Source organism: Pseudonocardia halophobica (genome assembly GCF_027922425.1).
In the GTDB taxonomy this organism is placed as follows: domain Bacteria; phylum Actinomycetota; class Actinomycetes; order Mycobacteriales; family Pseudonocardiaceae; genus Pseudonocardia; species Pseudonocardia halophobica.
The window spans coordinates 197,790-212,123 of the sequence record NZ_BSFQ01000006.1 but is presented as its reverse complement, the minus strand read 5'-3'; the positions used below and the strand labels follow the sequence as shown (position 1 = coordinate 212,123).

Here is a 14,334-nt window from a genome sequence, read left to right as displayed (position 1 = left end):
AGATCGCCTCGCACCTCGCCGCGTCAAGTGCCCTCAACTCGGTGCTCATCGACATCCAGGCGAGCGACCCAAACCCCAACACCTCGGCCCAACTCGCCGATACTGTCGCCGACGTGATGACTGAGCTCGTAGCAGACCTCGAGCGCCCGTTGAACGCCGGCGTCCCAGCCGTGCAAGTCAGGCTTGTCCAGCCCGCTCCGGTTCCAACCGACCCCTCCTCGCCGAGCATGCCCTCGCTGGCAACATTCGGCGCTCTTGGTGGACTCATTATCGGCGCTGCGATCGTCGTCGTGCGCAACTCCCTTGATACCGCCATCCGAGACACTGATACCATTGTGAGCGCAACTAGCGCGCCGAATCTCGGCTCTATAGCCTTCGAACCGACGATCGAGACCAGCCCTCTTCCGATAAGCACAAATCCGAGAGGACGAGCTGCCGAAGCATTCAGGCACGTCCGAACCAATCTACAGTTCGTCGACATCGACCAAGAGAACCGAGTCTTCGCAGTTACCAGCAGCCTTCCTGCCGAAGGCAAGAGCACTCTGACGGCCAACCTAGGACTTGCTCTCGCTGCCACAGGCGAGCCCACTCTACTAATTGAGGCAGACCTGCGTAGGCCCAAGCTTGCCGAGCTGTTTGGCCTCGAGGGCAGCATCGGCATGACAACGGTGCTTACGGGGCAGACCCATCCGAGCCAGGCCATCCAGAATTGGCGCGGACAACTTGACGTTCTCGCCAGCGGCCAGCTTCCACCAAACCCTAGCGAACTGCTTGGATCAAACGCGGCAAAGAAGCTAATCGCAGATCTACGGCCTCGCTATAGAAATATTCTCATTGACACGCCACCGATCCTTCCAGTAACCGACGCAGCTGCTCTGAGTTCTGCGGTCGACGGAGTGATCCTCGTCGTGAGCGAAAAACAGACATCGATCGGCCAGCTGCGTGGATCGGTCGATCGCCTCCACAGCGCCAAGGCGATAATAACGGGGACTGTATTTACGATGGTGCAACGAATCGGAGACAAAAGCGGCTACTACGGCGGCACCTACTACCAGACCGAACCGTCCAAAATCGCTAAACATAACCAGCAGCGATGACCGCTCCCCGCTACTCTATGAACAGTTCACCAAAAGAAACTGCCGCACACGATGCTTGCCAACTTCCAGACACTTGGCACGCCCGAGTGGCGGTCGGCATAGCAACATACAGGCGACCAGACGGCCTGGAGTGGCTGCTTTCAGCGCTTGCGTCGCAGATCTCTGCAAATCCGTTCGAAGTGGTGGTTGCTGACAACGATCCACTAGAAAGCGCCCGCGCCACAATCGATCGACTCTCTAGCCTACTTCGAATTCGGTACCTGCAGGTCTCAACGCCTGGGATAGCAGCCGCGAGGAACGCCATCATCCAGAGCGCGATTGACGTCGACTATATCGTGTTCATAGATGACGATGAGATCCCTTCGCCGGGTTGGCTCTCTAACATGGTTGAGGCCCAAGCTAGGAGCGGACAAGCCGGGGTCGCAGGACCTGTTCGATACGTCTACGAGTACCCTCCCCCACGATGGGTCCACTCTGGGGGATTCTTCATATCTCCAGACTTTAGCGAGGGTTTCTCGATGCCTCATGCCGCGACGAATAACCTGCTGTTGAATCTACGCTTGTTACGCGCTAAGGGCGGGATACCCCGCTTCGATGAAGCACTCGGGATTACGGGCGGATCCGATACTGATTTCACACGTCGATTGATCCGGTCTGGAGAGACTATAGTCTGGACAAAGACAGCCGAAGTCATCGAAATCGTCCCAGCAGCGCGCTGCACTGCACGCTGGGCTATTCGTCGGGCCGTACGAACAGGCAACAACGCTGCGCAAATCGTACTTCGCGCTGACACTTGGTCCCTCCGAGGCAGAACACGAGTGTTCGTGGGCGGAATTTTACGCCTCCTCGGCGGCTCAGCTGAGTTGGCGGTCAGCTGGCTGCCGCTAGCACAATTCCGTGCCGGCAGGTCGATACGCCGTGCATGTCGGGGCTGGGGAATGCTTAGAGAGCTTGCTGCGGTACGGGTAACGGAGTACAAGCGATGAGAGCAATTCTCAATTATCTCCGAGCTTCTCGCACAAGCCCGAACCTGCATCGTCGCGTGCTCTACCTCGCCGTCCACGACATCACCTATCCGAGAAATCGCCGAATCCGTTCATACCTCTCCGAGAATTATGGCATCGACTCCGAATCTACGGAACTTGAACAGCACGGTGGCTACCTTCGCCGAAGCGTTCGGATGCTCATTGCTGGTCTACGCAGATCCAACAATATCGGCGCGGTTGTGCTCGCCGAGTTCAACGTGCAGTATTGGTGGATCGGCTATATCATTGGCCGCTTCCGCCGGGTTCCGGTGATCACTGATAGGTTCGTGGGTCTTTACGAGACCAACGTCGAGGACTGGCAACGATTCTCTTCTCGATCCATAAAAGCACGAGCGCATGGACTGTTCGATACTCTCGCAGTTCGTTTTGCCGACTATGTTCTTATCGATACCGAAGTCCGGGCTATGGAGCTACGTTCCCAGACCTCACGCGCACGAGTCTTCTCGCTTCCGGTGGGTGCACCTGATTGGGCAGTTCCTCGGCCGCGCGCTAGATCCGCCAGTGATCCTCTAAAGATCTTGTACTACGGGAACTACATCCCGCTGCACGGACTTTCTACCGTGATGGCAGCTGCGGAAACCCTAGCTCGAACGGGTAAGACCTTCGCTCTAACGATGGTCGGGGATGGCGAACTACGGGGCGAGATCGAGAGCGCCTTTCGTCGTGGCACAGCCTCAGAACACGTCAGCTTTCTCGACCCCGTGCCCGAGCATCAATTGTCGGAAATTATAAGCGAGCATGACGTGGTCTTGGGAATCTTTGGCGATTCACGAAAAGCGGCTTCCGTGATCGCCAACAAGGTTTGGCAGGGACTGGCATGCGGCCGCACAGTCATAACACGTAATTCTCATGCCCTCGGCGAGATTGCAAGTCTTACTGAGGGACAACTGGTTCAGATTGAGGCGAGCAATTCTGACGAGTTAGCTTCAGCGCTTGCAATGATAGAGCCCGTACCTGACGACGGCGAAGCGAGTGCAAGCCATATACGACTTCGAGAATATGTCGACTCAAGGTATGCCATGTTTGCCGCAGCGCTGATGCAACGCCTTGAAGGAGCACTTGATGAGCCGTGACACGAGCGTGAAGCGGCACATCTCCTACAAGCGCGTAGGAAGACTTGGGTTGTTCGCGCTCGCTCCGGCGATCGCCGCAGTAAGCCCACTGGTGACACTCCCCGCCATTACCAGTGCCTTTGGATCAGGCGGCTGGTCGGCAATTGCCGTGGGGTTCTCCGTTGGCGGCGCTGCCGCGACAGTTATTGAGATGGGGTGGGGGTTGACTGGCCCTCAGGCTGCGGCTGCCCAGTATCGTACGCGCACCAGCAACCTCATCGCTCTCAGCCTAGCGACTAGATGCATCGTGATGCCTCTGGTCGGTACTGTGGCCGCTCTCGTCGCCTTCATCGCTTCGCCCTCGTACCCCGTCGTAAGTCTAATGGCGGCGGTCGCGACCAGCGTTGGCGGATTGGGCTTCCCATGGCTCTACATCGGTCTGAACAAGCCGCTACTTCTGCTTGCCAATGACGTCGCTCCGCGGGTACTCGGTTCGGTTAGTGGCGCGCTGATTCTCGGCCTCGGCGGTAAGCTCGTTTTCGTCCCCATAATGCAGGCAGTAAGCGCACTCTATATTATTGCAGCCGGTCTTGTATGGTCTCACCTAACACTCGCTGATCTCAGATCGATTGATAGGTTCGACTTTCGTCGCATATTTCGATTGCAGCTGGCTGCTATGAGCGGCCGCCTCGCCAGTGCTGTCTACATAGCCCTACCAACCACACTAGTAGCGCTGGTGGCACCGGGATCTGTCGCCATCTTCGCGGCGGTCGATCGGGTTCAGCGCACTCTTCTGAACGGCCTCAGTGCACTACCCAATAGTATGCAGTCGTACGTTGCCCTCGCACCTCCGGGGCAGACTAGGTCCCGCCTATACAAGACCGTTCTCCTCAATGTGGCAGCAGGAGCAACCGCTGGGGTCTTGCTTGTTGTATTTGCCACTTCGGTCTACTCTTTCCTTTTCAGTGGGACAATCCACCCCACGCTTTTCGCGGTATGCAGTTCGGCGCTTATTATTACCGCTACGTGTATGTCGCGCGCCACTGGAGGACTCGTCCTTGTGAAGCTGGATCGCGTTGGATCAGTCGCAATCAGTGCGGTGGTTGGCTCGATTATAGGCCTCACGGGTATCGTCCTCGGCGGACATTTGGGTGGGTATGAAGGCGCCCTTGCAGCCATGGCGCTGGCCGAGCTATCAGTGCTCGCTACTCAGACCGCTACACTAACCCGGTTCCGGCAGCTTGGAACCCAGCTAAGAACTGAAACCTCGGCGAGCCGCTGATGCCGAGCCAGCTTGCCGCGGTTCGCGGGTCCGACAAGGCCCTTCTTGCACTGCTCCTTGTCAATCTGTTGTTTCTCCGGTACATGCGCGAGGCAGTCCCGGCGTTGTCTGCCGTCCCGATGACCGTGTTCACCGTCGTAGCCTGCATAGCAGGCGCGCGAGGTATAGTGAGAAACTCTCAATTCCTCATACTGCGACGTATCCTATTACCGTTGCTCCCTCTATTACTAATTGTTCTTATAAACTTTTCTCTCCGCGGCGTTAAGTTGGTTGGCGTAGGCAACGTGCTGACAGCCTTGCTGCCCGTGGCGGCGATTGTCTACTTCGCTCATCTGACCTGTCAGTACTCAAACGACGCATTGGCTCGAGTTGTCGCAGTCGTGTCTCAAGTTCTGAATGTGTACTTCGTCGTCAACTCGGCTATTGTTTATGTACAGATCTCAAGTCAACGGTTCTTGATGGAGCCGTTTCTCGCGCACAATCCCAACGCGTTCGATCATATGGACGGACTCATTGGCTCGAACGGTGCGAGCGTGTTGAACTTCGTATGGCTTGCCACGTTCGGGCTTAATGTAACGCGGATTGTACGCAGACAAGGACACCCCGCACTGCCGATCGTCGTTGTGATTCAGCTTGGCGTAATGGCTGATATATCTACCAAGAACGACAACAAGATGTTTATCCCGATGTTTGCCGTCTTTGGGATTGTGTTGCTATATTTTGTTGGCAAGTCTAGCTGTGTCACCGGGCGAATGAAAGGAGCTGTTGGAGCGTCCCTCGCAGTTCTCGCTACGATTGTGATTTCCGCGAATGGGTTCTTGAGTAACTCCGGTTCATCATATCGCCCTGTAGATAATTCATCATATGTGGAGATTATCCTCCCGTCCAGCACCGTACCCGACGCAAGAAACGAGCGTGCATACCTAAACTACGTTGCCTATCGCGACTACCATGCAGCGAGTCTCGGCGCTGGCCTCTCAAACGTAGATGATCAGAAGCAGCGGATACACGTTCACCTGGGCATCAATAGCGGATCGTTGCTGCTAATTCAAGGTGGGGTTATTTATCTGGCCGGTCTAATCGCTTTGATGGTCGCAGCGCTTGTGACTGTTACCGTCGCCCGAAACCGGATACGTGCAGGAGACGTGATGTCGATTGGGCTCCTGATCCTCATCACAACATTTGCCTCGCAGATGTTCAGAGATCAATTCTCCAGCGTCGCAATCGGTCTGTTCTTTGTAGCGATCTCGACGCTCGACGGACAGCCTGGCGTCGAAGGCGAAGTCCGACAAGAAGCCCGCTCAAATTAGAACTTTCCCTTCCTGGGAATCAGATACGCGAAAAGTGGCTCTAGGGCCTATGTACGGTTGACGACACGCGTACACGCAGCAGACGAGGAGTTACCCGGCAGGTGAGCGGGATCCGGTTGATCGCCTTTCATCCAAGCGTTGAGCTTTATGGCTCCGATCGAATGCTCCTCCGCGTAATTGAGGCAATACAGTCATCGACAGAGATAACTGTGGTGCTTCCGTCGACCGGCCCGCTGAGCGAAATGTTGACGCAGTTGGGCGTCGAAGTACGAACAGACCCCTCAATGGCTGTGCTTCGCAAGGAGATCCTTCGATCGCCTACGAAGCTCGTTCTACTATCACTCAACGCGCTCTGCAGCCTAGTACGCACAGCGATCATGATTCGTGAATCGCGAGCGAGCATCTGCTATATTAGTACAGTAACTATTCCCGTTCCGATCCTCGCGGCACGCCTCCTACGTGTTCGGTCGGTGCTGCACGTACATGAGGCAGAGACCGCACTCCGTCCCGTTTTCATGAAGCTGCTTACCTTTCCAGCTCGGTTGGCAAGCGATGTTATCTGCATAAGCCGCGCCGCCCGCGATTTTGTCTCAAATGGAGGTCGCTGGCGTGAGGTTGATGAGAAGACTATTATTGTTCCGAATACCGTCCGCACTCCTGGATTGGTTGATCCGCTCCCCCATGAGAGACCCGAAATTCTGCGGCTTCTGCTACCCGGGCGACTCTCGCCTCGGAAAGGAACGGATGTTGCGGTCGCAGCGCTCGCCGAGCTACGTACTCGTGGGATTCGAGCCGAGCTAACTATCATTGGTAGTGCATTCAGTGGCTACGAGTGGTACGTTTCGGAGATCCGGAAGGTGGTCTCGACGCTCAAGCTAGGCGCTTTTTGCACTATTCACGACTTCAGATCAGACATAGATGATGTTTATCGAGAGCACCACGTGGTTATTGTTCCTTCGCGTATCGAGCCATTCGGTCTGGTAGCGCTCGAGGGGATGGCGCGTGGCCGCATCGTCATTGCTAGCGATGTAGGCGGTTTAAGCGACATTATCCATAATCGCCATGACGGAGTCCTGTTTCCGCCTGGGAGTCCGACCACCCTCGCGGACGCGGTCGAATACGCATGGTTGAACTGGCAGACAGCCCTTCAGATCTCTAGCAACGCCGAGCGGACGGTAGCCATAAGATACTCTGAAGATGCGTTCGCTCGGAGTATCCAAATGGCTCTCCTAGGCGGAGAACAGGACGCCTGAGCCGCTTTCCGGTGCGCTCGGTTAGATTCGCACGGCCCGTTGCGTCGTCGGATCGTGCCTGGAATGCGCATGTAAGGCCGTCTGGCGGTCGCGAGGACGGGAGTCCGCCCGCAGATACACACGGGACCAGCGGCACCGCCACCCCCTGATGTTGCCGTCCTCCTTTGCCTTGGCGATCGCGTCCCGGAGGGACCTGGCCAGGGGCTACGCAGCCGGCGAGTGTCACGCCACCGGTCCTCGGCGCGGGTGGCTCTACCCCGCCCGCTCCGCGAACCCCAGCGCGTAGTCCGGGTACCACTGCCCCGCCGGCGGCTCCCCCGGCCGGCACGCGCCGTCCGACTCGCCCGGCCGCTTGACCCACAGCAGGTCGTCGACCAGCGGGTTGCCGCTCTGGGTGGTGGGCCTCGCGCCGAGGGCACGGCCGGGTGGGTTGCAGAAGCTCGGGGCACCGTTGACCTGATCGGACCCCACCGGGCCCGCGCCGTTGCGGCTGGTGTCGATCACGAAGGGGGCCCCGCCCAGCGCCTCGGAGATCTTCGTGCCGTAGGCGACGTTGTCCTCGGTGGTCCAGAAGTTGGCGACGTTGAGCGCGAAGCCGTCCGCCCGCTTCACCCCCGACCGGTCCAGCGCCGCGGCGAGAGCGCCGGTGTCGGTGATGAAGCCGGGGTTGCCGGCGTCGAGGTACACCCGCGCACCCGCCCCCTTGAGCTGGTCGATCGCCTCGCCGAGAAGCTCGTAGCGCTCGTCGCGCAGGTTGCCGTCCACGCAGCCGGAGATCTCGTGCGGCACCGCGTCGGGTTCGAGGACCACCGTGGCGCCGGCACCGTCGAGCGCCGCGGCCAGGCCCTTGACCCACTGGCGGTACTGGCCGCCGTCGGTCGCGCCGCCGCCGGAGAAGCTGCCGCAGTCCCGGTGCGGGATGTTGTAGCCCACCACCAGCGGCTTCTGGCCGGCCTGCTGCGCGCGCCCGACGTACGCCCGGGTCTCGGACTCGACGGCTGCGGGATCAGCGGAGACCCACAGCGGGACCGGCTGCTCGGCGATCTTCCGGATTTCCTGGGCGTCGTCCGTGCGGCCTTGTTGCTCCCACGTCATGACCTGCGCCGCGGCGGGTGTGGTCGGGTCGACGTAGAAGCCCGTCGGCGAGGTGACCGCCGAATCGGCCGTGGGCGTCGCGCTCGGCTGCTCCCCACCCGAGGAGCAGCCCAGTGCAGCGGCGGCCAGCACGCCACCGGACAGGAGGCTGCCCAACCAGCGGGACAGACGACGTCGAGCCACGTCCACCGATTCTGGCAGAGCGGTCTCCGCGCTCACGTGACGTGCACCCAGTGCGCCTTCGAAGGCGTGCCTGCGCCGTCGACCAGGAACAGCATGTAGTAGCCGGGCGGGACCAGCGTCGGCTGCTCGGGGATCGCGAGGTCCAGCGTGCCATTCGGGTTCGTCGTGACGTCCAGGGCCACGCTGCGCTGCTCGACGTCCGTGGCGTGCGTGGCCGCGGACGGCCGGATCAGCCGCGCCTTCGCGATCTGCCCGGCCTCGGGCGAGGCGACGGTGATCGTGGAGCCGAGGGCCGCGGTGTCCGGCGCCGTGGTGATCGTCGGCTGCGGCCCGTGGACAGGTACGGCGGCGTGTAGATCTCCAGCCGCTGCTCGAAGGGCGCGGTCTTGGTGTCCGCGGCGTCCTTGAACAGCGAGTTGCCGCCGAGGGTCATCACCTGGCCGGTGGGCAGCAGGATGCCCTCGGAGTGGTAGTCGCGGCCGACGAACGGGTCCGCGGCGGCCGAGAGCGTGTTCGTGTCCGGGTGGTAGAGGCTCGCGACCAGGTTGTCGCTCGCGCCCTTGCCGCGGTAGTCGCGCGAGCCGTTCGCGATCAGCAGCGAGTCGTCGGGCAGCTGCACGACGTTCGGGTAGCGGGTCGGCACCGGCAGGTCCGGGCCGGGTGTGTACGCGGCCTTCGGGCCCTTCTTGAGGTCGATGACGTCGATCCGCTTGCTGGTCAGCGGAGACTCGCCGACGCCGCCGCCCCCGACCACGATCATCTTCTGGTCCTGGACCGGCCCGGCCCAGGCCGAGCCGCTCGTCTCCATCTGGTCGGCGTCGCGCAGCCCGGCGACGGGCTCGAACGAGTTGTCCCCGGGGTTCCAGAAGCCTGGGACGCGGCCCTGGTCGGCGGGGCCGTAGCCGGCGTTGGAGCCGGTGTAGAAGAGCGTCCCCTCCTTCGCGGTCTGGAAGATCGCGGGGTAGGTCGGGAAGTAGCGGAACAGGTCCGGACGCTCGGTCCAGGTCTTGCTCTTCGGGTCGTAGATCTCGTTCTGGCCGGGCAGGATCACGCCGCTGCCGTCGAGCCCCGAGGTCGTGAGCACGGTGCCGTCGGGCAGGCCGGTCAGCGTGGGGTACCAGCGCTTTTGGTTCATGTCCCCCACCCGCACGTACTCCTCGGCGAAGGGGTCGAACTCGTAGGCCTGCTCGATGCCCTGGTAGTCCTGCTTGTCCATGGTCATCTTCTGGCCGAGGCCGTAGACGTTGTCCGCGTCGGCGCCGGTCAGGCCGGTGATCGTGTACTGCGTCGGGACGTCGGTGACGCCGGCGGTGCCGGTGTCCTCGGACTCGACCCACACCTTGCGTCTCGCTCGCGGTGACGGTGACGTTGCCGCGCTTGCCCATCTGGGTCTTGGTCGCGGGCTTCACCGTGAAGGCGTTGGTGGCGAGGTACTTCCGGCTGTCGGGCGCGACGAACTCGGTGCCCTTCGGGAAGTCCCGGCCGGCGTCGGGGTTCTCGTTCTTGACCACGAGCTGGCCAGCCGCCTTGGTCACCGCGCCGTCGAGGATCTCGTAGCGCTGGGTGCCGCCGGCGACGAGCAGGTTGCCGTCGGAGAGGAAGGCGTGCCCGCCGCAGAACATGTCGTCGGGCGTGAGCACGATCCGGCCCTGCCCGGTGGCGGGGTCGTAGACGAGGGACGTGAAGGTGCCGGCGTCGAACTGGGTCTGGTCGTTGCCCGAGCCGGCGATGATCAGCAGCTTGCCGGTGGGCAGCAGCGCGGCGTGGATGGCGTTGACACGCAGGTCGGAGGGGAGGTCGATGACGTCCCACTTGCCGTACTGCGCCTTGTACTCGGCGCTGTTGATCAGCTTGTCGTGCTGGTAGTCGCTCACGAACGCCACCGCGGGCGGCACGTTCACGGCGAGCAGGACGCCGGGGACCGTCACGAGGGTGGCCAGCTTGCGGTGCCGGACCAGCCGTCCCAGGACGGCGCGAAGGGCGCGCTTCACGCGATGGCTCCGATCTCGTCGTCGGTGTTACGGGGAGCGGGGACCGCACCCGGTCGCAGCAGGCCGGGCTGGGCCGGGATGTGCGGCTGCGGGCGGAGCGGGCGGACGGGGGCGGTGGCGCCCACGAGCTCGCTCGGGGACTGGGTCCCGGTGGCGTCGTCGTCGCGCTCGAGGAGCCAGATGGCCAGCGGGGCGAGGCTGACCAGCAGCGCGATCGCCGGCCACATCATCACGTCCACGTTGGCGTAGCCGAGGACCACCGAGGTGACGAGCGCGGCGGCGAGCAGGGCGGACCACTGCAGGTGCCGACGGAAGGTGTCCACCCGGTCCGGCGACGACGCGTCGGCCTTCGGGGTGACCACGAACTTCGCGGGCCGGCGCAGGACCGTGGCGGTCAGCGCGCTCGCGTAGATCGGCGCGGAGAGCACCGACATCGCCATCCCGCGCAGCCCGGCGCTGCCCGTCTCCTCGTAGGGGCTGACGTTGTAGCGGCGGTTGCGGATGTAGACCCACGCCTGGAAGAGCGTGGCGTCGACGTAGAGGGCGAGCCACAGCTCGGGCGGGACCACGATGCCGGCGACGCCGAAGGCCAGGTACAGCGTGGCGTTGACGGCGCCGAGGATCCAGCCGACCGCCATCGACGGGTAGAAGGTCGTAATCAGCAGGTAGTGCAGCATCCGGCCGGGCGTCAGGCGCAGGAACCGGCGCCAGAAGGTGCCGGAGAGGATCTCGAAGGTGCCGCGGGACCAGCGCAGCTGCTGGCTGAAGTAGTCGGTCCAGGAGGAGGGGCCCTCCCCCACCGCGACGACGTCGGGCGTGTAGACCGAGCGCCACCGCCGGCCGGTCCCGGGGTTGCGGCGGGTGTGCAGCGCCAGGCCGGTCGCCATGTCCTCGGTGATCGAGTCCGCGAGGCCGCCGATGCACATCAGCGCGTCGATGCGGACGGCGTTGTTCGTGCCGACCAGCATCGGGATGCCGTAGGCGTTCGCCGCCCGCTGGATCACGCTGTGGAAGGGGAACTGCTGCGACTCGGCGGCCTTGGTCACGAAGTTGTCGACGTTGGCGTAGCACTGCGGGCCGACCACGAACGCGACGTCCGGGTCCCGGAAGTAGCCGAGCATCCGCTCCGCGTAGTTCGGCAGCGGGACGTGGTCGGGGTCGACGGAGAGGAAGACGTCGTAGCGGTAGCCGTGGGCGTCGACCCAGGCGTTGTAGTTGCCGTGCTTGGTCTTCGCCTTGAAGAAGCCGCGGGGCTGGTTGTAGGCCTCGACGCCCTTGCGGGAGAAGTGGTGCACGCCCGTTTCGAGGCACATCTCCTTGACCGCCGGGGCGTCGCCCTCGTCGAGGAGCCAGACGTCGAACCGGCCGTCGTGGCGGATCCGCCGGGCCGCCTCGAGGGTGGTCCGGACCATCTCGATCGGCTCCTTACCGGGCACGATCGTGGTCAGGAACGCCACCCGTAGGCCGCTGTCCGGGCGGACCGGGATCGGGTCGCGGGCGAGGATCGAGGCCAACGACAGCGAGACGACGTTGACCAGGCGTAGCGCCTCGACCAGCGCGATCGAGGCGATGACGAACACGTTGGCGGCTTGGGCGAAAGTGTTGCCGTCGACCTCGGGGCGGTGGCTGGGGTGCAGCAGCCACAGCACGAAGCCGATCTCGACGGCGACGTTGAGGACGACGATCGCGAGGGACCCCGCGTAGCGGCGGGGGCCGTCGGACTTGTGCACGCCCTTGAACTCGACCTGGTAGGGCCGGTCGGCGGGTGGCTCGGTGATCGGGCCGGAGATCTCGCTGAAGGCGCGGACGCGTTCCTGTTCCCCGACTGGACTCGCCACTGCTGATCCCATCTGACGTGCAGGCCTCGACGGGGCGCGCGGCGGCACGCTTCCCCGGCACGGAGGTCAAGTCCGCTGGCGTGGTGTGTGACGGCTGACGCGTGATCTTCTTGTTCTGTCAGGCGCTGAGCGCCGGGATGGTGTCGGTGGAGCTCACCTCCTCGTTGCCGGCGATGGCGTCGGGGACGGCGGTGACGCGGGCCCGTGCGAGGACGTCGAGACCGAGGTAGCGGCGTCCTTCGGCCCATTCGTCGTGCTGCTCGGCCAGGACCGCGCCGACGAGGCGGATCAGGGCATCGCGGTCGGGGAAGATCCCGACGACGTCGGTGCGGCGGCGGATCTCGCGGTTGAGTCGCTCGCTCGGGTTGTTCGACCAGATCTGGCGCCACACCTCCTTCGGGAAGGACGTGAACGCCAGCACGTCGGTGCGAGCGGTGTCGAGGTGCTCGGCGACCTTGGGCAGCTTGTCGGCCAGGGTGTCGAGGACCCGGTCGAACTGGGCGTGCACCGAGGAGGCGTCGGGCTGGTCGTAGACCGAGTGCGTCGAGCTCGGACGCCACGATCGAGACCTGCGACTTCGACAGTCTGGTGATGCCGAGGGACTCGACGAGCTTCTCCATCCGCCGAGTCGACACGCCGAGCAGATAGCAGGTCACCACCACCGTGGTCAGCGCCCGCTCCGCGCGTCGGCGGCGCTCGAGCAGCCAGTCCGGGAAGTAGCTGCCGGACCGCAGTTTCGGGATCGCCACCTGCAGCGTGCCGGCGCGGGTGTCGAAGTCGCGGTGGCGGTAGCCGTTGCGGGTGTTGGTGCGCTGCTCGGAGCGTTCGCCATAGCCGGCGCCGCACACCGCGTCGGCCTCGGCCGACATGAGCGTGTTGATGAACGTGGTCAGCATCTGCCGCAACAGGTCCGGGCTCGCCTGGGACAGCTGTTCGTGCAGGAACTGGGTGGGGTCGATACTTGAGGGCGTGGTCATCGCGTGATCACCTTCCGGAGACTGTGAGAGGCCTTCAGAAGATCACGCGGTGGCCGCCCTACACCTCGACCCGCCCGTCACCGGGCCGGTCGTACACCACCTTGGTGGACGCCACTGGCACGGAGAGTGCTGGGACGCTGCCCGTGCATCACCCTTTCGAGATCGCGTTGCGTGGCGTTACGTGCGAGTAAGGTCCGGACTGTTCGGTTTCCCGCCTGGCGTAGAGCCCTTGCTGCGCTGTTCGGAGTGCAGGTTGAGGCAGAGCGGACTACTCACGGCGCTCTACCTGGTCCGCGCTGCGTCTCAGAAGGTCTCCCGGATCACAGGACCAACGCCTCTGGCTCCGCTCGTTCCGGTCGCCAGATAGCTTCGATCATCACTTGTGACGATCAGTGACGCGTTGGGCTAACAGGGTCACCGGGATGGCCGACAAGCGGAGCAGATGTGGATCGAGGGGGTCCGTATCTGGAGCCACGAGGAGTAGCCCGACATGACCGCCGCGTTCGACGAGCTCACCGTCGACCTCAGCAGCGTTCCCGTCCCCGCCCAACGCCCGGCGCCCATCGAGGCCGTCCGCGCGCTGGAGCTGCCGCCGGCGCGGCGGGCCGGGACCATCTGGTCGGTGCTCAACGCGGTCGTGGCGGTGCTGATCGTGCTGCTCGTTCTGCCGGTCCTGCTCGGCGTCGCTCTCGCCGTCAAGCTCGACGGAGGGCCGGTGTTCTTCCGCCAGACCCGCGTCGGACAGGACGGGCGCCACTTCCGGATGGTCAAGTTCCGGACCATGGTGGTCGACGCCGAGGCGCGGCTCGCGGCCCTGCAGTCCGCCAACGAGGCCGCCGGGCCGCTGTTCAAGATCGCGCGGGACCCCCGGATCACCGGAGTCGGGGCGGTGCTGCGCAAGTACTCGCTCGACGAGCTGCCCCAGCTGTTCAACGTCATCGGCGGCACCATGGCCCTCGTCGGCCCCCGGCCCGCCCTGCAGCGCGAGGTCGACCTCTACTGCGCCGCCGCCCGTCGTCGGCTGATGGTCAAGCCCGGCATGACCGGGCTGTGGCAGGTCTCCGGACGCAGCGACCTGTCCTGGGGCGAGTCGATCACCCTCGACGCCCGCTACGTCGACACCTGGTCCCCCGCCCTGGACCTGAAGATCCTGGTCCGGACCGTCGGCACGGTCATCAAGGGCGACGGGGCGTACTGAGCAGGAGCCATC

Annotated in this window: 10 protein-coding genes and 3 pseudogenes; 7 read left to right on the top strand and 6 right to left on the bottom strand. The window is 63.2% G+C overall.

Annotated features, from left to right (window positions below; genetic code table 11):
- Window positions 1-41 precede the first annotated feature (41 nt).
- The 6 genes from PKE99_RS10530 (at window position 42) to PKE99_RS10510 (ending at window position 7,040) form a co-directional block, all read left to right on the top strand.
- Complete coding sequence (locus PKE99_RS10530) at window positions 42-1,097, top strand: tyrosine-protein kinase domain-containing protein (RefSeq protein ID WP_231498182.1); 1,056 nt, start codon at window positions 42-44, stop codon at window positions 1,095-1,097.
- Window positions 1,094-2,083 (top strand): glycosyltransferase family 2 protein, encoded by a 990-nt coding sequence (locus tag PKE99_RS39000; RefSeq protein ID WP_081924072.1) that lies wholly within the window; start codon window positions 1,094-1,096, stop codon window positions 2,081-2,083. Before PKE99_RS10530 ends, PKE99_RS39000 begins: the two co-directional genes overlap by 4 nt.
- A gap of 56 nt (window positions 2,084-2,139) precedes the next feature.
- Window positions 2,140-3,216 carry a glycosyltransferase gene (locus PKE99_RS10525; protein WP_197040592.1) on the top strand — a complete coding sequence of 359 codons (1,077 nt, stop codon included), beginning with the start codon at window positions 2,140-2,142 and terminating at the stop codon, window positions 3,214-3,216.
- On the top strand, window positions 3,206-4,477 hold the full coding sequence (locus PKE99_RS10520; protein WP_156067506.1) for a hypothetical protein: 1,272 nt from the start codon (window positions 3,206-3,208) through the stop codon (window positions 4,475-4,477). The genes PKE99_RS10525 and PKE99_RS10520 overlap by 11 nt, the downstream gene beginning before the upstream one ends.
- 284 nt (window positions 4,478-4,761) lie before the next feature.
- Window positions 4,762-5,787: a hypothetical protein gene (locus PKE99_RS10515; RefSeq protein WP_156067504.1), complete on the top strand. Its 1,026-nt coding sequence runs from the start codon at window positions 4,762-4,764 to the stop codon at window positions 5,785-5,787.
- 101 nt (window positions 5,788-5,888) lie between these two features.
- Entirely contained in the window at window positions 5,889-7,040 is a 1,152-nt protein-coding gene (locus PKE99_RS10510; protein WP_081924070.1) for a glycosyltransferase family 4 protein, read from the top strand.
- A 252-nt stretch (window positions 7,041-7,292) separates the two neighbouring features.
- Here the strand turns inward: PKE99_RS10510 and PKE99_RS10505 are convergent, their stop codons facing one another.
- The 6 genes and pseudogenes from PKE99_RS10505 to PKE99_RS10485 form a co-directional block, all read right to left on the bottom strand.
- Window positions 7,293-8,318: a glycoside hydrolase family 6 protein gene (locus PKE99_RS10505; protein ID WP_051737334.1), complete on the bottom strand. Its 1,026-nt coding sequence runs from the start codon at window positions 8,316-8,318 to the stop codon at window positions 7,293-7,295.
- A 32-nt stretch (window positions 8,319-8,350) separates the two neighbouring features.
- Entirely contained in the window at window positions 8,351-9,439 is a 1,089-nt protein-coding gene (locus PKE99_RS10495) for a galactose oxidase early set domain-containing protein (RefSeq protein ID WP_369075872.1), read from the bottom strand.
- 158 nt (window positions 9,440-9,597) lie between these two features.
- Window positions 9,598-9,657: pseudogene (locus tag PKE99_RS38995) on the bottom strand (hypothetical protein); the annotation flags it as partial.
- 25 nt (window positions 9,658-9,682) lie between these two features.
- Window positions 9,683-9,940: pseudogene (locus PKE99_RS38990) on the bottom strand (galactose oxidase); the annotation flags it as partial.
- A gap of 365 nt (window positions 9,941-10,305) precedes the next feature.
- Window positions 10,306-12,147, bottom strand: a complete 1,842-nt coding sequence (locus PKE99_RS10490; RefSeq protein ID WP_051737319.1) for a glycosyltransferase family 2 protein — start codon at window positions 12,145-12,147, stop codon at window positions 10,306-10,308.
- 118 nt (window positions 12,148-12,265) lie between these two features.
- A pseudogene (locus PKE99_RS10485) lies at window positions 12,266-13,124 on the bottom strand (transposase).
- 490 nt (window positions 13,125-13,614) lie between these two features.
- Here PKE99_RS10485 and PKE99_RS10480 point away from each other — a divergent pair.
- Window positions 13,615-14,322 carry a sugar transferase gene (locus PKE99_RS10480; RefSeq protein WP_081924068.1) on the top strand — a complete coding sequence of 236 codons (708 nt, stop codon included), beginning with the start codon at window positions 13,615-13,617 and terminating at the stop codon, window positions 14,320-14,322.
- The last annotated feature ends 12 nt before the right edge of the window (window positions 14,323-14,334 follow it).

What these genes read in the sequence shown, in the direction of transcription:
- PKE99_RS10480 (WP_081924068.1), top strand. Translation starts at nt 13,615, where the DNA reads ATGACCGCCGCGTTCGACGAGCTCACCGTCGACCTCAGCAGCGTTCCC.
- PKE99_RS39000 (WP_081924072.1), top strand. Translation starts at nt 1,094, where the DNA reads ATGACCGCTCCCCGCTACTCTATGAACAGTTCACCAAAAGAAACTGCC.
- PKE99_RS10520 (WP_156067506.1), top strand. Translation starts at nt 3,206, where the DNA reads ATGAGCCGTGACACGAGCGTGAAGCGGCACATCTCCTACAAGCGCGTA.